Genomic DNA, 22310 nt, shown 5'->3' with positions numbered 1-22310 from the left:
TCACTGCCGCTCCCATTGAGCCCGGCGCATGCGGCCAGGCTCGGTGACGCTCAAGGCCGTCACCAGCGCTCCGCCGACGTCGCCACCCATCTCCAGCCACACGGCCCGTGGCAGGCGCGGCACGCCGGCTCGTGCCGCCCGCATGTCGTCGTCTTCGCCTCCCGCGGCGGCCAGGCGCGTCGAGAGTGGCGGAGGCCACTGATCGAGCCATTGCCCGCTCGCATCAAGAAAGCGGATGGCGCCAGGCTTGCCCTGCCAGGCGAGCACTTCAACCGGCGCGGCAGGGGTTCGCAAACCCTGGGCGAAAGCGTCGGTAGCAGGGGCCTCGGAAAGCATCAACCGCTGTCGCCCCGAGCTGGGATCGGACTCAAAGCGGATCAACAACTTTGTGGCCCGCATACCCGGCAGGCGTTGAGCTTCGGCGCTGGCGATGGTGAGTTGTTGGTTGTCACCTTCCAATTGCCGCGGTGCACCGGTCTGCTCCACCAAGCTGGCCTGAATCAAGCCGCGCAACCATTCGCGGCGCACGACGTCCAGTTGCCCGTCAACGCCCGACCGCTGCAGCAGTTGCTCCACTCTCAGCACCTGTTGCAGGGCCCCCCAGAGCAGCGACGAGATCATGGCCATCAACGCCAGCGTCACGAGCATCTCGACCAGCGTGAAGCCGCGTCGGGCGCGCTCAAGCTTGAACCCAGCAGGCTTCTTCATGGAACGCCAATCTTCGGCGCGGTCGCCGGAGCGGCAAAGACGGACCTCCAGCCGGTGGAGACTTGCTCCCATTCGGTCCGCATGCCGCCGTCCACGCGTGTGATGCTTGCGTTCACGCGGTACAGCCCGATCATCCAGCGCGGCACGATGGCACCGCCAAAATCGAACTCGGGACGCATCGGTTCCAGCAGGGTCGCACGCCAGGTCAGACGCAAGCCGCCCATTTCTCGCTCCCCTTCAGGCTCGGCGACAGGGTTGATCGTCGCCAGCCAGGACACGCCTTCGATCTGCAATTGGGAGCGGGCCTGCGACTCACGCAGCCGTGTGGCCGTCGCCAGGTTCTGGTTGATCCAGCCGAAAAGCACCAGCCCGGCGGTGGACAGGATGACCAGCGCAACGATCACCTCGAGCAGGGTGAATCCGCGCGGCCGGGCCCCGACGCGGCAGCTTCGACGGAAGCGAGGCCTGCTCGACATCGCGTCAGGGTCCCTCGACGACACGGCCACTGAAAGGCTCGACCACCCACACTTCGCGCACGCCGCCACGCTTGAACTGCATGCGGCCGCCGCTTGCAGCGCCGGTCGGGTCATAGGTCAGAGGTTCAGGCAATTGCAGCTCAAGTCCCGGTGGGCCTCCCGGGACGGCAGCCAGGATGGCGGCCGCATCCAGCCGTTTTTCTTCCCCGGACAGGAAGGCGCGAACGGGCATGGCTTCGATGTAGGCGCGCAGGTCGGCACGCCAGCCGCGCTCCTGCACGCTGTCCAGCCACCCCGCCGCCCGCGGCAGCACGATGCCCGTTGCCAGTGCCATAAGCGCCAGGACGACCAGCATCTCCAGCAGCGTGAAACCACGGTGGCGGCTGAGGCTCATGTCATTGATGCCGGGACCGTCATCGACGGCTTGGCACGGCCCATGGATGGATAGCTCAGTTGGCCGGCAGAACGCCGAGATCCTGAGCATCGCCCTCGCCACCGGGCTGGCCGTCGGCACCCAGCGAATACAGGGCAAAAGGCTGACCATCACGGCCGGGCAGCGAATATTGGTAGGCCTTGGACCAGGGGTCCAGCGGCACGGTTTCTTCAAGGTAGGGGCCGCGCCAGCGTGAAGCCAAGGCGGGATCGGCGGGCGGCTTGTTCAGCAGGGCCAAACCTTCCTGAGCGGTTGGATAGCGACCGATGTCCAAGCGCAGATTCTCGACCGCCCCACGCAACTGCTTGATCTGGATCGTCGCCGCCGTTATGCGCGACTGATCAACCTTCCTGAAAAGCCGCGGACCCACCAAGCCTGCAATCAAACCGATGATGGCGAGCACCACCAGCATTTCAAGCAGAGTGAAACCGCGCGAACGCAGCTGAGAATCAGAATTGGAGCGGACCATGGGGGTGCAGTTTCGCAAGAGGTCGGCAGTGTAAGTGATGGCCTTGGCCATGAAAAAAGGGCACCCGAAGGTGCCCTTTTTGCTCGGCGCGAAAGCGCTTTTGCTTAGTACGTGTTGGCGCCGTACGGACGCTCCAGGGGGATGTAGCCAGCAGCAGCGCCGTTGATGGCTTGCTGGTACACGCCCTTGACGACGCCGATGTTGGCGTTGATCGTGAAGGTGATCGAACCACGCTTGCCGGTGCTGAACGTGCAGATGTCAGCAGCGTTCAGAGCGGTCGTGCCGGTCGCCAGCTTGCCCGACTTGGCGGTGCCGTACGTCACGGTGACGCCGGTTTCAGCCTGGCAGGTTGCCGAGTAGTCGGCCATCTGCGAACCCGTGTTCTGGAAGAAGAAGCGGGTCAGGTTGCCGTTGGTGTTGTCGTTGTTGAAGAACGCCGAACGCAGCTCGATGCCGTTCGCGCCCCACACCCACCAGCTGGCGTTGCCAGCCAGGGCCTGGGCACCAACGCCAGCCAGAGCCGGGTTCGCAACAGCGGACACGCCGAAGGTACGGGCGGTACCCAGCGACTGCGTCAGAGCGGAGCTCAGGCTGACCTGAACGGCGGTATTGCCGGTCTGGTTCAGTTGCGGGCCGGTCACCGTGAACACGGCGGTACCAGCGGTGGCGTTGTACGTCACGGCAGGAGCGCCGACGGCACCATTGCTGACGATCACGGAGCTGTTGCCAGCGCCGTTGAAGCTCGTGATCAGGCCGGAGAAGTCACCAGCAACGGTCACGACGATGTTCGTCAGGATGCTGTTGGCCGTCACGGCGATGCCGCTGGAATTCAGCAACGAGCCATTGATACCAATGGTGAAGTTGGCGCTGGCGTTGGTGGTCGTGTCGTCGTTCTGAGCGACGAAACCGAACAGCGGCTGGTTACCGGCGTTGAAGTTGACGTCGGCCTTGGTGCCGGTGTCTTGCGTAGCCGTCAGCGTGATAGCGCGGGCAGACGTAGCAACCGTGGCGGTGATGTCGTTGGAGTTGTCGACGCGGGCGGTTTCACCCGTGTCATACAGCGCAACGTTCAGCTTCTCAATCGCACCGACCGTCGCCAGGCTGTGAGCGTTGATGGCCAGGTTGGGGAAGGTGATGTTGCCACCGACGTTGATGTCGGTCGTGACGTTCACGTCCCACACGCACTCGGTAGCCGAGGTGCGCTTGACGGTGATGTTGGCAGCACCGCCACCCGAAACCGTCGGCACAGCGCCGCAGCTCAGGGTCGTCGTGGCGCCAGCAGGCTCACGCACGATGATGGTGAAGGGCTGCGACACCACGCGGGAGACGCCCATCGTGTAGATGACGGGAGACAGGGTGATGGGGCTGCTCGAAGTGATGGCCTCGACAGCATACTTCGCCGTCGTCGAGGACACCGAGCCTGCCTGAGCACCAGCACCACAAACCGCAGCGGTCGCGACGGCCAGGGCCTTGTAGGTGAAGTTCTTCATTAAATGAACCTTCCGGATCGTTGTTGCAACAAATTAACCGAACACAAGCGAAGCTGAACACTCAGACACCGCATTGGGTCGATTGCCTCGGCCCGTTTCCGGACCGCCGCAGCCACCAACGCGGCGACCACTGCGTCGACACAAAGCGCTCATGCTTCGCCTCCCCTACTATGACTGGCACGGCTCAATACCCTCCAGCTCAGCAGGTTGTCCGGCAGCATAGCAGACGATTACAGGCGTTTGTCCGTCCGGCATCGGTCGCGGGTCGGGGTTTGCCCCAGATGCGTTGCTTGTTCACATCAGTAGTCAGCGCCTATGACGGCGCTTTCCCCTCGCCCGTTTGGCTCAGTCAATGCCGCGTCGGCAGCACTGACCTGACCGCACCACAGACAGATCCGGCCTGACCCGCCCTTTAGAATCCTAGGCTCACTTGAGCGATCTGGCCAGCCCGGCGCGTCGCCCACCCCGCACCTGAAGCGTCAAGTCACCGCTTCCCCGCTACAGCTCACGCTCTTCCTCGCGATATGACCACTGCAGATAACCCCGTCCTGGTCGACGAGACCCTCGACAAGCTGGAACGAGCCGTATTTCAACGTCAGACACGGGAGGGCGTTGCGCTGCTGCTGAACCTGCTGAGCTACATCAGCCAGACACGCAACCCCTTCGGGATTCTTGCCCCCACCTGCACGCCAGAGCAGCGTCGCGCCGCGTACACGCGGATCGCCGCGATGATCTCGGCATTGCTGTGCAGCCCGGACTTTCAAATTGATCTCGGGCAAATCGAATTTCTGGCGGGCCGCAAGCCCGCACTCGAAGCCATTTTTGAGCTCAGTGGCTACGAGGGCCCGTTCCATTTGCTGCGCTATCACGGCATTCGAAATGCCAATGGCAGCCTGACGCTGAAGCCCAATCAGGTCTTCGTGCTGTCGCTGTTTTATTCATTGGACGATATGCCGGCGGAGTTGATGTCGGGGGTGCTCAAACTGCCGCCGGATCAACTCCTGCCGCTGATGCTGGGGTGGTTTACCGCTCCGTTCGTCCACAACGCCCAGGGCGAAACGAACCGCGGCCTGCTGATCGACAACTCGACCCTCATCGAGGAGGCGGTGCCGACGCAGGGCATCATCCAGGCATTGACGTCGGCCTGGATGCACTGCAGCTATGCCGATCACGCGCACAAGCACAATCTCAAGAAATCCCTCAACGCCGTCTGGTTGCGAATCGACAAGACGGGCGGGCTCAAATCCCGAAGCAGCAACTACAGGATCGTTGACCGGCCCACCGTCTTGGTTGCGGCGGAGCGGATGTCCACCGGCCATGCGATGTATCGCAGCTATGCGGCCAGCATCCGCCAGTTGAAGACGCGCTACAACACGGTCTGCATGGCGGTGAAGGGATTTGTCTCGGAATCCGCGTTTGATTTGTTCGACGATGTCATCCTGCTCGAACAGGGCACCAATATGAAAGACATCGGCGCGCACATCGTAAAAATCGCGCCGGACATCATTTACTACCCGAGTCTGGGCATGTCGGAATGGACGCAGATGGTCGCCAACCTGCGATATGCGCCGATTCAGGTCATGACACTGGGACATCCGGCGCCAGCGATGATGGACACGATGGACTACACCCTCGTGCAAGCCGGCCACGGCGAGGCATCCCTGGAATTCGGTGCCAAGGTGCTGGAACGCAAGGCCTGGGGCAGTTTTGCGCCCTATAGCGAAGACATCGACTTCGGCATCGAAAAGCTGCCGTTTGATGATGGCGCCCTCCATATCGCCGTCAACAGCTCCTTGATGAAGTTGTCGCCCAGATTCCTGGCCTTGTGCGAACGCCTGGAAAAGGAATCCACCCGACCCATCCATTTCCATTTCTTTGCCAGTGCTGCGGGTGTCATGTATGACCGCATCCGGCAGGTGTTCGAGCGCCGTTTCAGAAGCTTCACCCTGGAGCCCTCGCGCCCATACGCGTCGTTCTTGCACCAGCTCAAGCGCTGCGACCTGGCTCTGGCCGCCTTCCCCTTCGGCAACACCAACAGCACCGTCGACACCTGCTTGCTGGGCGTGCCCACGGTGGCCTACTACGCCAACGAGGTGCTCAGCATTGGCGACCGCGACGTGATGCGCATGGTCGGCCTGCCTACCTGGCTGGTGTCGGACAACGATGAGGCCTACTTCCAGGCCGCCATGAAGGTGATCCACGATGACGAGGCCCGCCAGGCCATCGTTGATCAGTTGAAGGCCACCAACGTCAAGGCCAAGCTCTTCCAGCCGCCGAGCCCCGAAGACGCGACCGAATTCGTCGACGCCTTCGACTGGATGTACCAGAACCACGAAGCCCTGCAGGCCAGCTCGCAGCATCTGCTGAAGGTCGGCGAGCCCATCCCCGCCTGAATCCCATGAGCCAGAAACCCATCTACGTCACCCAGCCCCACCTGCCGCCGCTGGAGGAATTCCTGCCCTATCTGAAGGAGGTGTGGGACAGCAAGTTCCTCACCAACGGCGGGCCGATGCACCAGAAGTTCGAGCGGGCGCTGTGCGAATACCTGGGCGTGCCCGAGATCGCGCTGTTCTCCAACGGCACGCTGGCGCTGCTGACGGCGCTGCAGTCGCTGCGCATCACGGGTGAAGTCATCACGACGCCCTATTCCTTCGTCGCGACGGCCCACTCGCTGCTGTGGAACGGCATCAAGCCCGTCTTCGTCGACGTGGACCCGGTCAACCTGAACCTGGACCCGGCCAAGATCGAAGCCGCCATCACGCCGCAGACCACGGCCATCATGCCGGTGCACTGCTATGGCCACCCCTGCGATGTGGCGGCCATCGAGAAGATCGCCGAGAACTACAACCTCAAGGTCATCTACGACGCGGCGCATTCCTTCGGCGTCGAGTCCGACGGCCAGAGCGTGCTGAATGCCGGTGACCTGTCGGTGCTGAGCTTCCACGCCACCAAGGTCTTCAACACCTTCGAAGGCGGCGCCATCGTCTGCAAGGACGCCAAGACCAAGCTACGCATCGACCAGCTGAAGAACTTCGGCTTCGTCGACGAGACCACCGTCGTCGCACCCGGTATCAACGGCAAGATGAGCGAGTTCAACGCCGCCCTCGGCCTGCTGCAGCTCAACCATGTCGACGAAGCCCTGCGCCAGCGCGGCGAAGTGGACGTGCGCTACCGCGCCATGCTGGCCGACGTCCCCGGCATCGAATGCCTGCCGCCCAGCCCCGGCAGCAAGCACAACTACTCCTACTTCCCCGTCCTGGTGAAGCCGGAATACGGCGCCACGCGTGACGAGCTGTACTCGGCCATGCGCACCAAGAATATCTACGCACGCCGCTACTTCTATCCGCTGATCAGCAGCTTCCCGATGTACCGCGCCCTGCCATCGGCGGCACCGGCCAACCTGCCGGTGGCCTCGCGCGCGGCCGAGCAGGTGCTGTGCCTGCCCATCTACCCCGGCCTGACGCCGGAGCAGCAGGACCAGATCGTCGACATGATCCGCTCGCAGCGGAAGTAAGCGTCCATGCGGCTGGCCATCATGCAGCCCTACTTCCTGCCCTACATCGGCTACTGGCAGCTGATGGGGGCGGTGGATGCCTTCGTCGTCTACGACCGCATCAAGTACACCAAGAAGGGCTGGATCAACCGCAACCGCATGCTGCAAAACGGCGATGCGGCCATGTTCTCGCTGCCGCTGGCGGCGGGGTCCGACCAGCTCATGGTCTGCGAACGGGATCTGGCGTCGACCTTCGACCGCCGCAAGCTGCTGGCGCAGTTCGACGGCTGCTACCGCAAGGCGCCGCAGTACGAGACGCTGCGCCCGTGGCTTCAGAACGTCGTACTGGACCCGGCCAACAACCTGTTCGACTACCTCTGGCAGTCCATCGTCAAGACGCGCGACCATCTCGGCCTGACGACGCGGCTGATCGTGTCGTCCGAAGTGCCGCATGACGAAGACCTCAAGGCCCAGGACAAGGTACTGGCCATCTGCAAGGCACTCGGCGCCACGACCTATGTCAACGCCATCGGCGGCATGGAGCTCTACGAGCGCGAGGCCTTTGCGGCCGAAGGCGTGGAACTGCGCTTCCACAAGGCCCGCCCCTTCGAGTACGCCCAGTTCGGCGCCGCCTTCGTGCCCTGGCTGTCCATCCTCGACGTGCTGATGTTCAACCCCGCCGCGGTCGTCGACGACGCCGTGCGCCACCAGTTCGACCTGCTGTGACCTCTTATCGCTGGACCAAGCTGGGCCGCCCCTTCGTGCCCCAGCAAGTCGAGGGCCGCCCCTGGTTGCGCAGCTTCGCGCAGGCGCCCCACACCCTGCTGCTGGACGACCGCATCCGCGTCTACTTCTCCTGCCGGCCCGAACCCGATGCGCGCGGCCAGTTCGTCAGCTACTCGGCCTGGGTGGACCTGGACCGCCGCGACCCCATGCGCGTGCTGGACATGGCCACCGAGCCCATCCTGTCTCTCGGCGGCCTGGGCTGCTTCGACGAGTTCGGCACCTACCCGGTGTCGGTGATCCAGCAGGGCGACGTGCTGCGCGCCTACTACGCGGGCTGGACACGCTGCGAGTCCGTGCCTTTCGACACCGCCATCGGCACGGCCATCAGCCGCGACGGCGGCAAGCACTTCGAGCGCGAGGGCGACGGCCCGGTGCTGGCCGCCAGCCTGAACGAACCCTTCGTCATCAGCGGCCCCAAGATCCGCCGCTTCGGCAACCAGTACCAGCTCTTCTACATCGCCGGCCGCTGCTGGAAGATGGTCGACGGCCGCGCCGAGCCGGTCTACAAGATCCGCATGGCCACGTCCGATGACGGCCTGAACTGGCAGCGCGAAGACCGCGACCTCATCGAGAGCCGCATCGAGGCCGACGAGGCCCAGGCCAGCCCCGACGTCTTCGAGTCGGGCGGGCGCTTCCACATGTTCTTCTGCTACCGCTACAGCGCGGGCTTCCGTGGCAAGGAGAAGGGCTACCGCATCGGCTATGCGTCCAGCACGGACATGAAGCACTGGACACGCGACGACGCCAAGGCCGGCCTGGATCTGTCCGCCGAGGGCTGGGACAGCGAGATGATTGCCTACCCGCACATCTTCAAGGTCGACGGCGTGACCTATATGGGCTATCTGGGCAACGGCGTGGGCCGCGAAGGGTTCGGCCTGGCCCGCCTGGAAGGGGAGCTCTGATGCATTGGCGCAAGCTCGGCCGCATCTTCAACCCCTTCGAGCACGAACTGCCCGGGGCGGGCGCCGGGTTTGCGCAGTCGCCGCAGGCCGTCGTCTTCGACGACTTCGTGCGCATCTACTTCTCCACCCGCGCCAAGGGCGCCGATGGCAAGTTCCTCAGCCAGGTCGCCTTCGCCGACTTCAGCAAGGACCTGCAACAGGTGCTGCGCGTGAACACTGAACCGGTGCTGGGCCTCGGCGGCCTGGGCTGCTTCGACGAGCACGGCATCTTCCCCTTCAGCCCGACGCCGGTCGGCAAAGAGATCTGGGCCTACACCACCGGCTGGGCCCGCCGCGTGGCCGTCTCCGTCGAGACGGCCGTGGGGCTGGTCATCAGCCGTGATGGTGGCGCGACGTTTGAGCGCGCCGGTCCCGGTCCGGTGCTGGGCCCGAGCGTCCATGAGCCTTGCCTCGTCGGCGACGCCTTCGTGCGCCAGTTCGACGGCCGCTTCCACATGTGGACGATGTTCGGCACCGGCTGGAAGCATTTCCCCGGCGAGGCGGCGCCCGACCGCATTTACAAGATCGGCCACGCCACCTCGGCCGACGGCATCCACTGGAGCAAGGACGAAGGCCAGGCCCTGGTGCCCGATCGCCTCGGACCCGACGAATGCCAGGCCCTGCCGGCCGTCATCCGCGTCGGCGAGCGCTGGCTGATGGTGTTCTGCTATCGCGAGGCCTCGGGCTTTCGCACCGACCCGTCGCGCGGCTACCGCCTGGGCCAGGCCTGGTCTGACGACCTGCGCACCTGGACGCGCGCAGACGACCTGCCCCGCTTCGACCGCGACGCCGGCGCCTGGGACGGCGACATGGTCTGCTACCCCCACCTGACCGAGATCGACGGCCGCATCGTGCTGCTCTACAACGGCAACGCCTTTGGCCGCGAAGGCTTTGGCGCAGCCGTGCTCGAGGCATGAACTTCCTGCTCGACAGTGCAGACGCCAGTACGTTGCTGGCCCATCTGCGCGCGGCCGACACGAGCTTCGCGCCGCCGCTGAGCACACGCATCGACCTCGCCGCCTATGCCGACAAGCTGGCCGCCCACGCCCGCCGCGTCGAAGCCTGGCAGGACGACGTCCTCGTCGGCCTCATCGCCATGTACGCCAACGACGCGGCTCAGGGCGGTTTCATCACCAATGTCAGCGTGCTGCCCGGCCACCAAGGCCAAGGCATCGCCGGCAAGCTGCTGACGCGCACGCTGGCCCTGGCCGCCGAGCTGGACCTGCCGCGGCTGCGCCTGGAGGTCTACGCCGACAATACGGCCGCGCTGGCGCTCTACCGCCGGCATGGTTTCAGTGCCGAGGCCTCGGCCGCCGCCGGCCCCACCCTCTTTCTGCATCGAGAGCTTTGATGAGCAATTCCCGCGACTACAACGCCGAGCACGTCGACAACGCGCGCCAGTACGCCTACGGCTTCGACTTCGACGTGATGCATCCGCTGATGGTGCGCTCTTTCGCGCCCTTCTTCCGGCCGGGCAGCATGCTGGAGCTGGGCAGCTTCAAGGGTGACTTCACGGCCCGCCTGACTGAGCACTTCAGCGACCTGAGCTGCGTCGAGGCCTCCGATGTGGCCATGGAAGAAGCGCGCCAGCGCCTGGGCGACAAGGTGCAGTACTTCAACTCGCTGTTCGAGGACGTGCAGCTGCCGCGCCGCTACGACAACATCGTCATGACGCATGTGCTGGAGCACCTGGACGACCCCGTCGCCGTGCTGGGCCGCATCAATCGCGAATGGCTGGCCCCGGGTGGCCGCTTCTTCCTGGCCTGCCCCAACGCGAACGCGCCGTCGCGCCAGATCGCCGTCAAGATGGGCCTCATCGACCACAACGCCGCCGTCACGCCGGCAGAGGCCGAGCACGGCCACCGCATCACCTATGCGCTGGACACGCTGGAGCGCGACGCGACCCGCGCCGGGCTGAAGGTCATCCACCGCTCGGGCATCTTCTTCAAGGCCCTGGCCAACTTCCAGTGGGACCGCCTGCTGAAGACCGACATCATCACGCCGGCCTACCTGGAAGGCTGCTTCCAGCTCGGCCAGCAATACCCGGACCTCTGCTCGTCCATCTACCTGGTGTGTGAAGCCGGTTGAAACGGGCGGTTGATCCCGGCATGCACGTCGCCGTCGTCGGCTCCGGCTTCAGCGGCGTCGCCACCGCCTGGCAGCTGCTGGGCCGCCTGCCGACCGGCAGCAGCATCACGATGATCAACGGCTCGGGCCGCTTCGCGCGCGGCCTGGCTTACGGCACGCACTCGGCCGACCACCTGCTCAATGTGCCGGCGGCGCGCATGAGCCTGGACCCGGCCCAGCCGGGGCACTTCGTCGACTGGCTGCGCCGTGACGATGCGGCCATCGACGGCCATGAGTTCGTCTCGCGCCAGCGCTATGGCGACTATCTGCAGTCGGCGCTGGAGCAGCGCGTGGCCACTTGCGCAGGTGTCGAACTGCGACAACTCGTCGCCCTGGTCGACGACTGCCTACCGACACCGCAGGGCTGGCAGCTCAACTTCATCGATGGCTCACAGGCGGCTTTCGATGCCGTCATCCTCGCCATCGGACACCTGCCACCTCGCCACCCACACGCTGATCTCGCCGGTCTACCTGGCTATGTGGCCGACCCCTGGGCCGGCAGCGCGCTGAACGACCTTGCCTCCGACGCCCCGATCGCGCTGATCGGCAGCGGCCTGACCATGCTGGACGTGCTGATCACGCTGCGTGCCCGCGGCCACCACGGTCCTGTGCTCGCACTGTCGCGTCGCGGCCTGCTGCCGCAGGGGCACCGCCGCAACGAGGGCCCGCCCACGCCCTGGGCGTTGGACCCCGCCATCGCCGACAGTCAACCCCTGCGCCGGCAACTGCGCCTGTTCCGCGCCGAGCTTGCCCGCGCTCAGGCCGCAGGCGTGGACTGGCGCGACGTCTGGGCGGCTTTTCGCGCCCAGACGCCCACGGCCTGGCAGGCGCTGGACGCACGCGGCCGCGGCCAGTTCCTGCGCCATCTGCTGCCCTACTGGGACGTGCATCGCCATCGCGCCGCCCCACAGGCGCGCGCGGTGCTGGAAGAAGACCTCGCCAGCGGACGCCTGCGCCATGTAGCGGGCCGCATCGCGTCGGTCCAAGCCCTCGACAACCAGTTGCGGCTCGGCTGGCGTGGGCGCGCCAAGTCGGTAGTCGAGCATTTCGATGCGGATCGAGTCGTCAACTGCTCGGGGCCCAGCTCGGCCATTGATGGCGTCTCGTCGCCGCTGTTGTGGCGACTGCAGCAGGCAGGGCGCCTGACACCCTGCCCTCATGGCCTGGGCCTGCTCGTGGACGAGGGCTATCGCATCCGCGATGCGTCTGGCGAGGGCCAGCCCGGCTTCCACTACCTCGGCCCCCACCTGCGCGCCCAGCGCTGGGAAGCGACCGCCGTGCCCGAGCTGCGCGAGCACGCCGCGGCACTGGCGGCGCAGCTGCTCAGGTCCTGAGCAAGGCCTCGAGCGACGTCACGGCCTCGCTCGCATCGTCGCGGCTGGCGTCAATGCGCAAGTCGGGCGACAGCGGCTCCTCGTAGGGCGCCGACACCCCCGTGAACTGGGTCAGTGCATTGGCCCGCGCATTGCGATACAGCCCCTTGGGGTCGCGCCGCTCGCAGACCTCCAGCGGCGTCGCCACATGCACCTCACGGAAGTTCTCTGCGCCGATGATGTCGCGCGCCATCGCGCGGTCTTCGCGCAGCGGCGAGATCAGCGCACAGATGACGACGAGGCCGGCCTCTCGCATCAGCCGGGCCACCTCGGCCACGCGGCGGATGTTCTCGCGCCTGTCCTCGGGGCTGAAGCCCAGGCCACGGCACAAGCCGGCACGCACGGCATCGCCGTCCAGCACAGCCGCCATGACGCCGGCATCCACCAAGCGGCGGTGCAAGGTCGCCGCCAGCGTGGACTTGCCGGCACCGGACAGCCCGGTCAGCCACAGCACCTGGGGTGCATGAAGAGAGGCCATCATCAGTTCACTTCCTGGCGGCGCTGGCCGCGGCGGCGCTGCGCTGCGCAATGGCTTCATCCAGGCCCGCGATCAAGGCGTCCTGGCGAGGCATCACCTCCAGCAGCTGGAAGCGCATGGCCATCAACTGCATCACAAAACCGAGGTTCGCCTTGTTCTCTGCCACGCCGGCGGAAGGGTCCAGCTTGCTGAGCACATAGGTTTCGACGGCCTCGGCTTTCATCAGGGCCAATTGCTGCCGCAGCGAGCGGATCGTGGGCTCGACTTCCGCCCAAGGCATGGCGAGCACCTGATCACGCAAATGTCGCTGCAACCAGGCCGCGTCGCCGCGGCTGGCGGCCTGGCGGGCCAGCAGCTCATTGAGCAGGCCCGCCGTCTGCCGACCCGACACGCTGTCCTGCAGTTGGCGCGTTTTCTTGACGGCATCGAACACGACTGGCCAGTCCAGCTGCGCTTGCGCATAGACCGTGCGCTGCACATTCAGTTCGATCAACGCTGGTTTGCTCAGCAAGAGCACCGCCTTGCCACGTTCGTCCAGCGCAGCACCGACCTTCGCTAGCAAGGGTTTCCAGGTCGCGGCGGGCGCTCGCAACATTTCGCTGGGCTTGGCCGGCAGCAGAAGGCTGGGTTGCGCCGCCTCGGTGCCTGCCTGGGTCTGCGCGGCGCTCGCTGGCGTGACACCGACAGCCGTGAGCACCACCGACAGCGATGCCAGCAAACGAGTAGCCCAATGCGGCCGGCGAGAAGAGATCAACATCATCAGTGCTCCGAATGGGAGGCGTGGAATTCAGAACCAAGCCAGGTACCCAGCAGGGCCCTCGGCTGGGAGGTATCGAGACCGGCCAGGTCGCTCAGCACGCGCTCGCCGGCGCCATCGTCCACCAGCCGCGCCACGCGCACGCCGACGCAGGTCGTCGGCAGGCTGGTCTCCTGGTCGGCCAGCAGCTCTTCATAGAGCTTTTCGCCGGGCCGCAGGCCGGTGTATTCGATGCGGACCTCGTCGGTCGAATGCCCGCTCATGCGGATCATCTGCCGCGCCAGGTCGGCGATGCGTACCGGCTCGCCCATGTCCAGCACCAGCACCTGGCCGCTCTCGCCGATGGCGGCCGCCTGGATGACGAGGCGGGCCGCCTCGGGGATGGTCATGAAGTAGCGAATGATGTCCGGGTGCGTGACCGTGACCGGCCCGCCACGGGCGATCTGTTCCTTGAACTTCGGGATCACGCTGCCGCTGGAACCCAGCACATTGCCGAAGCGCACCGCCATGAAACGCGTGGCCGGATGCCGCTTGGCCAGTGCCGCCAGCGCCATCTCGGCGGCACGCTTGGTGGCGCCCATCACATTGGTCGGGTTGACGGCCTTGTCGGTGCTGATCAGCACGAAACGCTCGGCGCCCACCTCGGCCGCCGCCAGCGCCGCATTGAAAGTGCCCAGCGTGTTGTTGCGGATGCAGGCGGCCGAGTTGTCGGCCTCCTCCATCAGCGGCACATGCTTGAAGGCGGCAGCGTGGAAAACGAGCTGAGGCCGGTGGCGCTTGAAGCAGGCCCGCAGGTGCGACAGATCCTTGACGTCACCGATGACACGCACCAGCGGCAAGTGCGGGAAGGCTTCGGCCAGGGCCTGCTCGATGGCGTAGAGGGCGTATTCGCTGAGCTCGTAGAGCACGATGGACCGCGGGCCATAGCGGGCGATCTGGCGGCACAGCTCGCTGCCGATACTGCCGCCCGCGCCGGTCACCATGACGACGCGCGAGTTGATGCTCTCAGAGATGCCCGCCTCGTCAAGCTGCACTGGCGGTCGGCCCAGCAGATCCTCGGGCTCGATGTCGCGTACCTCGTTGACGCGACGACCGGCCAGCAACTCGGTGCTGCTGGGCACGGTCAGCACCGGCAGGCCGGTGGCGCCGGCCAGGTCCAGCGCCCGGCGCCGCTGCACCACTGATGCCGCCGGCATGGCCACGATCAGATGGGTGACACCATGCAGCTGCGCAAAGCGCCGCGCCTGGGACAGATCACCCAACACCGCAAGGCCGGCGACGCGGCCGCCCAGCTTGGCGGCATCGTCATCCAGGAAGCCGACGACCACCCAGCCCTGGCTGTGCTGGATGCCGGCCACAAGCAGCCGGCCCGCGTCGCCCGCACCCATGACCAGCGCGCGACGCTGCTCCTGCGCGCTGCCGCTGATGCGGCTGCGCATGTGCTCGTAAAGCATGCGATAGCCCATGCGCATCATCGCCAGCAGCATCAACGTGAAGAGGGGATGCAGGGCCAGAACGGCACGCGGCACGGCATGCAGATGGGCCATCAGCACAGCTGCCGCACCGATCAACCCGGCCAGCAGACAGGCCGCCGAAAGGCGCTTGACCTCGCCGAAGCCCGAGAAGCGCCACATGCCCTTGGGCACGCGCAGCAGCCACAGCATGGCAGCGTAGATGGCCATCAGGCCCAGCAGTACCCAGCCGTCGTAATTGGGCCGCGCCGCGAACCAGCGTTCGAATCCCAGGCGAAAGAGATAGGTTGCCTGCCAGGCGATGGCAACGACCAGGACGTCCAGTGCCAGGGCCAGCGCCTCGCGGCGGGGGCGAAGGCGCGTCAGCAGGGTATCGAGAAACTGCCAGTTCATGCGGTCAGAGGAGCCACGCCAAGGCTAGCGAGGGCGTTGCCCAGTGCTTCGAGATCGACGCGGAAGTCGCACTGTATCGCCAGGAAGTGGGAGTTCTGCTGCGCCTCGCCCACAACGAAGCAGTGCTGCATGCCCAAAGATTGGAGCGCGTGCGCCCATGAGGGGAAATTGGCAGCTAACGCCGAACACATCGCGATGACCCGTGTTCCCGGCGCGCAGAAGACGCAGTTTGACAGCGCTGACCCCTGCGCGCCCACCACGACATCAGCGTCATGAAAACGCCTCACCTGGTCAGCGAAACCCAGGGTCTCCGGATAGACCTCCTCGAAGCCCCACCGGCTGACGAGCATGCGGCACACCTCGTCTTCGTTCAGCACTCGGCGTGTCGAACTGCGACGCCTGACCAGGATGCGTCGGCCCTGCCGGCCCGGCCTGCCCAGCGCAGCCAGCATGCGCTCCCGCAGATACGCCAGACCATCGATAGACGACGGAGCCACGGACGCCATCGGTGGCAGATCGCGGCGCATGAGATGCGGGAAGAAAACGTCCGGTCCGGCAAACAGCACCCGATCGACCTGCACGCAATGGCCGGGCGCAATACGCCGGATGACGGCGTCAGGCCCCAGCAGCAACCGAAGCGCCTCGTAGTGGCTTGCGGGCATGCCGTCCTCCACCAGCACGCTGGCCTGAGTCGCACCCGGGTGCTGGTCGATGGCTCGCAACCTGAGCAGATGGTCCAGCAACCAATGGCCGTAGAACCTGGCCGAGGCGCCCAGCAGGGAGATGGCCGTGCCAGACACTGCGACTACGGGCAGATCGCGCAACATGACCTCGCGGGTCGAACCCACTGCGATCCAACTGTCCGAAAAATAGTCGGTGAGCTCGCCCAGGGCGTGGGTCAGGGGGTCGCAGAGAGCCGAGCCGTCCCTGAACAACACGACGTCACTGCCTGCGGCCACCTTGGCATCAAGCGCGTCGGCCACATAGCGTGCGCAGGTCAACGCGGGGCCGACAGCGCCCGTCAGATCAAGGTGGGCGCCGGCGCTCCTTGGCTCGGGAATCACCATGGTCGTGGCCGGTTCGAGCAGCTTGACCGCAGCAACACCCGCCAGTCTCGGATCGATTGCAGCGCGCAGCGGGAAGGGTCCCTGCAGTTGGCTCCCACGTTGAGCCGCCACCACAGCGCCTTCGGCTTTGCCTTGCCCCTCTTCGAATCGCATGCGAGCCAGCAGCGACAAGGCCTGCGGGTCATCCGGCAACAGCTTCAGGGCTGTCTGAAGCTGCGCCACGATCTTGCCGCGGTAGCCCGACATGGCATTCGCAAGCGCGCTTCTCCATCGGGCTTCGACGTCGGCAGCCTCCGTCGTAGCCTTCGGGAACAGCAGGATCTCTGCCGGTACGCCACGGCCGCTGCGGCCGAACATCAGCCAGGCCCGCAGGACCTGCCCCCTGCCCCACCGCGGATGCGCCTGAATCTGAGGCGCCAGTGCCTGCTCGGCTTGTTCGAACAGGCCATGGTCATACAGCCTGCTCAGCCGATCTTCGACGAGAACGCCAGGGCCAAGCGCGTCAACACCCTGCTTCAGCGCGGCCTTCCAGGACTTCAACATCGGGCGCGCCAGAAGTTCATCAGACAGCTTGGCAGCGAACTGCAAGGCCAGCTCTTGCTGCCCCAAGGCACGCCAGGAGTCCAGCAAAGCCACGTTCAACTCTTCCTGGGCGGTGAAGTGCCGCAAGGCCTGCTGCAGCACATCCACAGCCTGTGCGAAGGCTGACGCGCGCCAAAGCGAGAGCCCTAGAAAAGCCACCGCCGTCGGGTCACCCGGCTTCTCCTGCAGGACAGCGACACACAGATCGACCGCCTGCTGATGCTGTCCTCGCAGGCCGGCCTCGCGAGCGGCCTGCAGTCTGTTGTCCATCGTGCTCATGCGCTCGGCCTTGTCAGCCGCGAACGACGCGAGCCAGCGTCGCGAAGATCAGCCGCAGGTCGGTCGCCAGGCTGGCGCTGGCCGCATAGTCAGCCGACAGCCGGAGCTTGGCCGGCATCACGACCTCGCGGTATTCGCGCTCTGGGTCGGCCGCGGCGGCGAGCAGTTCGGCTTCGCGGCTGAAAGCGAGCGAGGCAGGGTCGGTGATCCCAGGCCGCACCGCCAGCACGCGCTCACGCAGCTCGGCCGGATAGAACTCGACATAGCGCGGCAGTTCCGGCCGCGGGCCGACCAGGCTCATGGCGCCGCGCAGCACGTCCCAGAGTTGGGGCAGCTCGTCGAGCTTGGTCTGGCGCAGCAGTTGGCCCGAGCGGGTGATGCGCGGGTCGGCGCCGACCGTGATGGCCGCGCCCGGCTCGACGCGCATGGTGCGGAACTTGTGGATGGTGAAGGGCACGCCGTGGCGGCCGACGCGGATCTGGCGGAACAGCGCCGGGCCGGGCGAGTCGAGCTTGACCCAAATGGCGGTCAGCAGCAGCAGCGGCGACAGAACCAGCAGGCCCAGCGCCGAGCACGCTACATCGAACAGCCGTTTGGTCAACTCAGCAGGCCCCGCACGGCTGCGATGACGCGCTCGACATCCGCATCGCTCATGGCCGTGTACAGCGGCAGGCTGACCGTGCGCTCGAAGACCTTTTGCGAATGCGGGAACTGCTCTGGCGTCAGGCCGTAGCGGTCGCGCCAATAGGGGTGCAGATGCAGGGGCACGTAATGCACGCTGCAGCCGATGCCGGCGGCATACATGCCCTCGATGAAGGCGTCGCGCGTGATGCCGGCCGCGTCGGACAGGCGCACGACGTAGAGGTGCCAGGAATGCGTGTCGCCTTCGGGCGCCAGCGGCGGCAGGATCAGCGGCAGGTCGGCCAGGGCCTCGTTGAAGCGCATCGCGATCTGCTCGCGGCGCACCTGGAAGGCCGGCAGGCGCTTGAGTTGGTGCAGGCCCAATGCGGCGGCGATGTCGGTCAGGTTGTACTTGAAGCCGGGCGCGATGATCTCGTAGTACCAGGACGGCACCTTGGCCGTGAAGCGGTCGAAGGCGTCGCGGCTCATGCCGTGCAGGCGCATGACGCGGGCGCGCTTGGCCAGCTCGGCATTGCGCGTCACCAGCATGCCGCCCTCGCCCGTCGTCATCGTCTTGTTGGCATAGAAGCTGAACACGGTGGCGTCGCTGCCCAGGGTGCCGATCAGCTCCTTCTCCAGCGTCGTCGGCAGCGCATGGGCGGCGTCCTCGATGACGCGCAGGCCGTGGCGGCGGGCGATGTCGAGGATGGCCAGCATGTCGACCGCCAGGCCGGCGTAGTGCACGGGCAGGATGGCGCGGGTCTTGGGCGTGATCGCGGCCTCGATGGCGGCGATGTCGATGTTCAGCGTGACCGGGTCGACGTCGACCAGCTTCACGTCGGCGCCGAGGTAGCGCACGACCTCGGCGGTGGCCGTGAAGGTGTGGGTCGTCGTGATGACCTCGTCGCCGGGGCCGAGGCCAATGGCCTCCAGCGCCAGATGCAGGCCGGCGGTGGCCGAGTTGACGGCGATGCATTCGATCTGCGGGTCACCGAGGAAGTCGGCGAAGGCCTGCTCGAAGCGCTTGGCCTTGGGACCGGTCGTGATCCAGCCGGATTTCAGCGTGTCGACGACTTCGGCGATCTCGTCGTCGCCGAGGTCGGGCAGGGCAAATGGGAGGAAGGGCTGGGCACTCATGGGAAGGGATTTTCGACGATCAGGGTTTTTCGATCAGCACCAGGCGATGGGTGCGCAGCCAGGGGACGAGGTTGAGGAGCGAGTAGGCCGTTGGGAGGGCCCGGGCCAGCGGCGGCGCCAGCGTCACGCGGCGGGCCGTGAAGCGCCCCAGGGCAAAGAGCTCGCGCACGCGTTGCAGCGGCACGCCGCGCACGTCGGGGTTGCGCGGGTTGTTCACGGTGAAGTCGTACCAGACGACGGCGCCGCCAGGCTTCAGCCAACGCCACATGGCGTCGGCCACGCGCTGCTGCAGGGCGTCGTCGAGGATGGATGAGAAGACGGTGGACTGCAGCACGAGGTCCTGGCTCGCGGGCGCGACGTCGGCCACCGCGGCGTCGCCCGCCATCAGGCGCACGCCTTCGGGCAGGCTGGCACGGGCCGCTGCCAGGCGCTCGGGCAGCAGCTCGACGCCGCTCAGATGAGACGGCGTCAGGCCCAGCCGCAGCAGATCCAGCAGATTGCCACCGGCACCGCAGCCGACTTCCGTCGCATGCCAGTCGGCGGGACGGCCCGGGCGGGTGGCCAGCAGCTTCAGCAGTTCGCGCTGGCGCTCCTGCCACATCTGCCAGACCTCGGGGCGCAGCAGGCTGTAGCGGTCGACGGCGTCACGGCGCGCGTAACGCTCGGCGATCTGTTCGAGCTCATTCATGACAAGGCCTCGATGAAGCGGGCCGCGAGCACGGGGTAGGCGTGATGCGCCATCGCGAACTCTCGGCCGCGCTGCCCCATGTCCGCGCGTTCGGCGGGCGACAGTGCCGCCAGCTTCAGCAGGCCCTGGGCCACGGCCTCGGCGTCCTCCGGCGGGACGGTCAGACCCGCGTCGGCTTCAGCGACCGGGTCATTGCCCGCCTCCACCGAATGCAGCACCGCGCGGCCGGCCATCAGATAGTCGATGAGCTTGTTGGGGGCGATGCCGAAGCGGTAGATGGGCGTGCGCTGCCAGCCGATGTAGGCAATGTCGAAGTGACCCAGCAGCGTCGGGATCTGGGCCTTGGGGATGGGGGCGAAGAAGCGCATGTTCTTCAGCCCTTCGGCTTCAGCGCGCTGGGCCAGGCGCGCGGCCTCGTGGCCGCTGCCGACCAGCACGAAGCTGATGGGCTGGTCGCGCAGCCTCGCCGCGGCATCCAGCAGTACGTCCAGCGCGTTGGGCAGGCCCATCGAGCCGGCATAGCCGACGATGACGCGGCCGGCGGCGCGCTCGGCGTCGAGATGGGCGTTCAGCGTCTCACCCAGCGGCGTGCTGTCGCCCTGCCATTCTTCCGGCGCAAAACCGTTGGGCACGATGCGCAGCCGCTTCAGGTCCAGGCCCCTGGAGGCCATGTGTTCATGCACGCAAGGCAGCATGGAGACGACGACGTCGGCATCGCGGTAGGCATCCGCCTCGGCCTTGCCGCACATCAGCGCGAAGGGGTGGCGGGGCGACATGCCGGACAGCTCGATCAGCGACAGCGGCCAGAGGTCGTGCACCTCGTAGACCAATTTGGCCTTCGCCAGTTTGGCCAGCTTCTTCGCGACCCAGACGTCCATCGGATAGGTGCTGGACGCGATGACGGCATCGGGCCGGAACTCGCGCGTCAGCCGCCAGGCGTCGGCGCGCAGCTGGCGCAGGAAGGAGAGGATGTTGCGCAAGCGGCCCACGCCATTGCCCTGGTAGGCGGGCACGGGCAGCCAGCGGTAGCGGATGCCGTCGATGATCTCCTCGCGCGGCAGCCCGGCCATCTCGGGCTGCACGGCGCGCACATGCGAGTGGCTGGCCGCGACGATGGTGACCTCATGCCCCTGCCTGACCCACTCGCGGGCCAGGTAGTAGGGCCGGAACTCCATGCCGTGGCGAGGAGAGCCGGCGTAGTGGTTGACCAGCAGGATCCTCATGCCGGGCTCAGCTCCTTCAAACGGGTCAGGAAGCGCTGCACATGGGGCTCGAACAGGCCGTTCACGGCCACCCAGTCGCGATTCGTCGTGCCCAGCCGGGCGGTGTCCAGCGCCGCCATGCGCGCCGGCAGGTCGTCCAGCGAGCCGACGATGAGGCCGCGCGCCGAGTCTCCAATCAGCTCGCGATTGGCCGGCAGTTCGGACAGCAGCGGCACGCAGCCATGGGCCATGGCCTCCAGCACCGAGACCGACACCGAGTCGCTCTCCGGCAGGCTCAGGAACCAGGTCGAGCGGGCGTAGTGGCCCGCCTGCGCCTGGGCATCAAGGCGGCCGACGAAGCTGACCTTGTCGGCCAGGCCACGCATCGCGACATCAGCTTCCAGCGATTGGCGCAGCGAGCCATCGTTGGCGACGACCAGGCGCGCCTCGGGCTGCGCCGCCGCGATGCGCGCGAAGGCCTCGATGACCAGCTGCGGCCGGTAGATGGGCTCCAGCCCCCGGTTGGCAAAGCACAGCCAGGGCTGCTTCTTCGCGTTCTGCTTGGGCAGGGCTTCCAGGCCAAAGGGGAAGACCATGACCTCGCCCGCGCCCAGCTCGCGCATGCGCTCGGCCATGTAGACCGAATCTGACGTCGTGATCGCGCAACTGCGCAGGGCCTTCCTGGTCAGCCAGCGCCAGGCGCCTCCGCGCTGGGGCGTCACGAGGATGTCGCTGCCCCAGGCCGAGCCGGCGATTTGCGCGCGCAGCCGCCAGCCCAGCTTGGCTGCCCAGGCCAGGGTGCCGTGCGAAGTCAGGTAGTGGGCGTGTATCCAGTCCGGGTTGGTATCGGCCAGCCAGGCGCCGACCTTGGGCAGCATCTTGACCAGGGCGATATTGCCGCCACCGTGGTCGGGCGAGGTGTTCAGCGCCAGGCGGTCGGCGTCAGGTAGCAGCAGCTCCCAGCCGGGCGCAAAGCCACGCGACGAGATGGCCGCCAGCCGCACACGCGGCTGCAGCATGCGCGCCCACTTCAGCAGGTGCGGGCTTTCGCCGTCGCCGATCAACACGAGTTTCAAGAATCAGTTCTCCGCAGCAGAAGTCGACGGCACGGCGCCGCGATACAGCCAGGCCAGATAGGCCGCGAAATACAGCGGCATCACGAGCGACACCGCGCCCAGGGCTTCGGTGACCGGCCGCCCCGCGCCCAGCATCGCGGCCAGCGCCAACGCGTAGAGCGCGTTGCCGACCAGGCTGAAGGCCAGCGCGCCGCTCTGGCGCTGCGTCACCATGGGCACGACGGTCAGCGGCCCACAGACGAAGTGTGCCGCGACATAGGGG

23 protein-coding genes are annotated in these 22310 nt (G+C 66.5%); 8 read left to right on the top strand and 15 right to left on the bottom strand.

Annotated elements, in window-relative coordinates; all coding sequences use genetic code 11:
* Genes AC1DW3_RS22735 through AC1DW3_RS22715 form a run of 5 tightly spaced genes read right to left on the bottom strand, consistent with a single transcriptional unit; the run spans nucleotide 1 to nucleotide 3576 of the window.
* Complete coding sequence (locus tag AC1DW3_RS22735; protein WP_477935158.1) at nucleotides 1-708, bottom strand: PulJ/GspJ family protein; 708 nt, start codon at nucleotides 706-708, stop codon at nucleotides 1-3.
* A complete protein-coding gene (locus tag AC1DW3_RS22730) occupies nucleotides 705-1184 on the bottom strand; it encodes a type II secretion system protein (protein WP_477935156.1) in 480 nt (159 codons plus the stop codon). Before AC1DW3_RS22730 ends, AC1DW3_RS22735 begins: the two co-directional genes overlap by 4 nt.
* 4 nt (nucleotides 1185-1188) lie before the next feature.
* Entirely contained in the window at nucleotides 1189-1578 is a 390-nt protein-coding gene (locus tag AC1DW3_RS22725; RefSeq protein WP_477935154.1) for a prepilin-type N-terminal cleavage/methylation domain-containing protein, read from the bottom strand.
* A gap of 55 nt (nucleotides 1579-1633) precedes the next feature.
* The gene (gene gspG, locus AC1DW3_RS22720; RefSeq protein WP_477935152.1) at nucleotides 1634-2137 is read right to left on the bottom strand and encodes a type II secretion system major pseudopilin GspG; all 504 of its coding nucleotides are present in this window, start codon (nucleotides 2135-2137) and stop codon (nucleotides 1634-1636) included.
* Nucleotides 2138-2190: 53 nt separating this feature from the next.
* Nucleotides 2191-3576: a hypothetical protein gene (locus AC1DW3_RS22715; RefSeq protein ID WP_477935150.1), complete on the bottom strand. Its 1386-nt coding sequence runs from the start codon at nucleotides 3574-3576 to the stop codon at nucleotides 2191-2193.
* 524 nt (nucleotides 3577-4100) lie between these two features.
* On the opposite strand from AC1DW3_RS22715, the gene AC1DW3_RS22710 reads away from it, so the two are divergent.
* The 8 genes from AC1DW3_RS22710 to AC1DW3_RS22675 are packed head-to-tail and all read left to right on the top strand — an operon-like array spanning nucleotide 4101 to nucleotide 12257.
* Nucleotides 4101-5969 (top strand): tetratricopeptide repeat protein, encoded by a 1869-nt coding sequence (locus AC1DW3_RS22710; RefSeq protein WP_477935148.1) that lies wholly within the window; start codon nucleotides 4101-4103, stop codon nucleotides 5967-5969.
* Between the two features lie 5 nt (nucleotides 5970-5974).
* Nucleotides 5975-7090, top strand: a complete 1116-nt coding sequence (locus AC1DW3_RS22705; RefSeq protein ID WP_477935146.1) for a DegT/DnrJ/EryC1/StrS family aminotransferase — start codon at nucleotides 5975-5977, stop codon at nucleotides 7088-7090.
* A gap of 6 nt (nucleotides 7091-7096) precedes the next feature.
* Nucleotides 7097-7795 (top strand): WbqC family protein, encoded by a 699-nt coding sequence (locus tag AC1DW3_RS22700; RefSeq protein ID WP_477935144.1) that lies wholly within the window; start codon nucleotides 7097-7099, stop codon nucleotides 7793-7795.
* The gene (locus AC1DW3_RS22695; RefSeq protein ID WP_477935142.1) at nucleotides 7792-8757 is read left to right on the top strand and encodes a glycoside hydrolase family protein; all 966 of its coding nucleotides are present in this window, start codon (nucleotides 7792-7794) and stop codon (nucleotides 8755-8757) included. The genes AC1DW3_RS22700 and AC1DW3_RS22695 overlap by 4 nt, the downstream gene beginning before the upstream one ends.
* On the top strand, nucleotides 8757-9713 hold the full coding sequence (locus AC1DW3_RS22690) for a glycoside hydrolase family protein (protein ID WP_477935140.1): 957 nt from the start codon (nucleotides 8757-8759) through the stop codon (nucleotides 9711-9713). Before AC1DW3_RS22695 ends, AC1DW3_RS22690 begins: the two co-directional genes overlap by 1 nt.
* Nucleotides 9710-10147, top strand: a complete 438-nt coding sequence (locus tag AC1DW3_RS22685; RefSeq protein WP_477935138.1) for a GNAT family N-acetyltransferase — start codon at nucleotides 9710-9712, stop codon at nucleotides 10145-10147. The genes AC1DW3_RS22690 and AC1DW3_RS22685 overlap by 4 nt, the downstream gene beginning before the upstream one ends.
* Nucleotides 10147-10884: a class I SAM-dependent methyltransferase gene (locus AC1DW3_RS22680; protein WP_477935136.1), complete on the top strand. Its 738-nt coding sequence runs from the start codon at nucleotides 10147-10149 to the stop codon at nucleotides 10882-10884. Before AC1DW3_RS22685 ends, AC1DW3_RS22680 begins: the two co-directional genes overlap by 1 nt.
* A 20-nt stretch (nucleotides 10885-10904) precedes the next feature.
* Nucleotides 10905-12257: an FAD/NAD(P)-binding protein gene (locus AC1DW3_RS22675; protein ID WP_477935134.1), complete on the top strand. Its 1353-nt coding sequence runs from the start codon at nucleotides 10905-10907 to the stop codon at nucleotides 12255-12257.
* On the opposite strand, the gene cysC is transcribed toward AC1DW3_RS22675, so the two are convergent.
* From cysC to AC1DW3_RS22625, 10 genes are all read right to left on the bottom strand, one after another.
* Complete coding sequence (cysC, locus tag AC1DW3_RS22670; RefSeq protein WP_477935132.1) at nucleotides 12247-12834, bottom strand: adenylyl-sulfate kinase; 588 nt, start codon at nucleotides 12832-12834, stop codon at nucleotides 12247-12249. The genes AC1DW3_RS22675 and cysC overlap by 11 nt on opposite strands.
* The gene (locus AC1DW3_RS22665) at nucleotides 12782-13531 is read right to left on the bottom strand and encodes a hypothetical protein (RefSeq protein ID WP_477935130.1); all 750 of its coding nucleotides are present in this window, start codon (nucleotides 13529-13531) and stop codon (nucleotides 12782-12784) included. The genes cysC and AC1DW3_RS22665 overlap by 53 nt, the downstream gene beginning before the upstream one ends.
* 2 nt (nucleotides 13532-13533) lie before the next feature.
* Complete coding sequence (locus AC1DW3_RS22660) at nucleotides 13534-15396, bottom strand: polysaccharide biosynthesis protein (RefSeq protein WP_477935128.1); 1863 nt, start codon at nucleotides 15394-15396, stop codon at nucleotides 13534-13536.
* Complete coding sequence (locus AC1DW3_RS22655; protein ID WP_477935126.1) at nucleotides 15393-17324, bottom strand: glycosyltransferase family 61 protein; 1932 nt, start codon at nucleotides 17322-17324, stop codon at nucleotides 15393-15395. The genes AC1DW3_RS22660 and AC1DW3_RS22655 overlap by 4 nt, the downstream gene beginning before the upstream one ends.
* A 13-nt stretch (nucleotides 17325-17337) precedes the next feature.
* Nucleotides 17338-17925, bottom strand: a complete 588-nt coding sequence (locus tag AC1DW3_RS22650; RefSeq protein WP_477935124.1) for a sugar transferase — start codon at nucleotides 17923-17925, stop codon at nucleotides 17338-17340.
* Nucleotides 17922-19082, bottom strand: a complete 1161-nt coding sequence (locus AC1DW3_RS22645; protein ID WP_477935122.1) for a DegT/DnrJ/EryC1/StrS family aminotransferase — start codon at nucleotides 19080-19082, stop codon at nucleotides 17922-17924. The genes AC1DW3_RS22650 and AC1DW3_RS22645 overlap by 4 nt, the downstream gene beginning before the upstream one ends.
* Before the next feature lie 19 nt (nucleotides 19083-19101).
* A complete protein-coding gene (locus AC1DW3_RS22640) occupies nucleotides 19102-19770 on the bottom strand; it encodes a methyltransferase domain-containing protein (protein WP_477935120.1) in 669 nt (222 codons plus the stop codon).
* Nucleotides 19767-20993, bottom strand: a complete 1227-nt coding sequence (locus AC1DW3_RS22635; RefSeq protein ID WP_477935118.1) for a glycosyltransferase family 4 protein — start codon at nucleotides 20991-20993, stop codon at nucleotides 19767-19769. The genes AC1DW3_RS22640 and AC1DW3_RS22635 overlap by 4 nt, the downstream gene beginning before the upstream one ends.
* A complete protein-coding gene (locus tag AC1DW3_RS22630) occupies nucleotides 20990-22039 on the bottom strand; it encodes a glycosyltransferase (RefSeq protein WP_477935249.1) in 1050 nt (349 codons plus the stop codon). The genes AC1DW3_RS22635 and AC1DW3_RS22630 overlap by 4 nt, the downstream gene beginning before the upstream one ends.
* A gap of 12 nt (nucleotides 22040-22051) precedes the next feature.
* The coding region (locus AC1DW3_RS22625) for a hypothetical protein (protein WP_477935116.1) at nucleotides 22052-22310 on the bottom strand (259 nt) is incomplete at its 5' end.

Source organism: Roseateles sp. P2_H4 (genome assembly GCF_056403315.1).
The sequence above is the reverse complement of the archived record's forward strand: the minus strand, read 5'-3'. Positions and strand labels throughout refer to the sequence as shown.

Excerpts from the sequence above, each read along its gene's own strand:
- AC1DW3_RS22715 (WP_477935150.1), bottom strand. The coding sequence starts at position 3,576 with ATGAAGAACTTCACCTACAAGGCCCTGGCCGTCGCGACCGCTGCGGTT.
- AC1DW3_RS22675 (WP_477935134.1), top strand. The coding sequence starts at position 10,905 with ATGCACGTCGCCGTCGTCGGCTCCGGCTTCAGCGGCGTCGCCACCGCC.
- AC1DW3_RS22725 (WP_477935154.1), bottom strand. The coding sequence starts at position 1,578 with ATGAGCCTCAGCCGCCACCGTGGTTTCACGCTGCTGGAGATGCTGGTC.
- AC1DW3_RS22645 (WP_477935122.1), bottom strand. The coding sequence starts at position 19,082 with ATGAGTGCCCAGCCCTTCCTCCCATTTGCCCTGCCCGACCTCGGCGAC.
- AC1DW3_RS22685 (WP_477935138.1), top strand. The coding sequence starts at position 9,710 with ATGAACTTCCTGCTCGACAGTGCAGACGCCAGTACGTTGCTGGCCCAT.
- AC1DW3_RS22655 (WP_477935126.1), bottom strand. The coding sequence starts at position 17,324 with ATGAGCACGATGGACAACAGACTGCAGGCCGCTCGCGAGGCCGGCCTG.
- AC1DW3_RS22735 (WP_477935158.1), bottom strand. The coding sequence starts at position 708 with ATGAAGAAGCCTGCTGGGTTCAAGCTTGAGCGCGCCCGACGCGGCTTC.
- gspG (WP_477935152.1), bottom strand. The coding sequence starts at position 2,137 with ATGGCCAAGGCCATCACTTACACTGCCGACCTCTTGCGAAACTGCACC.
- AC1DW3_RS22705 (WP_477935146.1), top strand. The coding sequence starts at position 5,975 with ATGAGCCAGAAACCCATCTACGTCACCCAGCCCCACCTGCCGCCGCTG.
- AC1DW3_RS22660 (WP_477935128.1), bottom strand. The coding sequence starts at position 15,396 with ATGAACTGGCAGTTTCTCGATACCCTGCTGACGCGCCTTCGCCCCCGC.
- AC1DW3_RS22680 (WP_477935136.1), top strand. The coding sequence starts at position 10,147 with ATGAGCAATTCCCGCGACTACAACGCCGAGCACGTCGACAACGCGCGC.
- AC1DW3_RS22730 (WP_477935156.1), bottom strand. The coding sequence starts at position 1,184 with ATGTCGAGCAGGCCTCGCTTCCGTCGAAGCTGCCGCGTCGGGGCCCGG.
- AC1DW3_RS22635 (WP_477935118.1), bottom strand. The coding sequence starts at position 20,993 with ATGAGGATCCTGCTGGTCAACCACTACGCCGGCTCTCCTCGCCACGGC.
- AC1DW3_RS22665 (WP_477935130.1), bottom strand. The coding sequence starts at position 13,531 with ATGTTGATCTCTTCTCGCCGGCCGCATTGGGCTACTCGTTTGCTGGCA.
- AC1DW3_RS22690 (WP_477935140.1), top strand. The coding sequence starts at position 8,757 with ATGCATTGGCGCAAGCTCGGCCGCATCTTCAACCCCTTCGAGCACGAA.
- AC1DW3_RS22700 (WP_477935144.1), top strand. The coding sequence starts at position 7,097 with ATGCGGCTGGCCATCATGCAGCCCTACTTCCTGCCCTACATCGGCTAC.
- AC1DW3_RS22710 (WP_477935148.1), top strand. The coding sequence starts at position 4,101 with ATGACCACTGCAGATAACCCCGTCCTGGTCGACGAGACCCTCGACAAG.
- AC1DW3_RS22640 (WP_477935120.1), bottom strand. The coding sequence starts at position 19,770 with ATGAATGAGCTCGAACAGATCGCCGAGCGTTACGCGCGCCGTGACGCC.
- cysC (WP_477935132.1), bottom strand. The coding sequence starts at position 12,834 with ATGAAGCCATTGCGCAGCGCAGCGCCGCCGCGGCCAGCGCCGCCAGGA.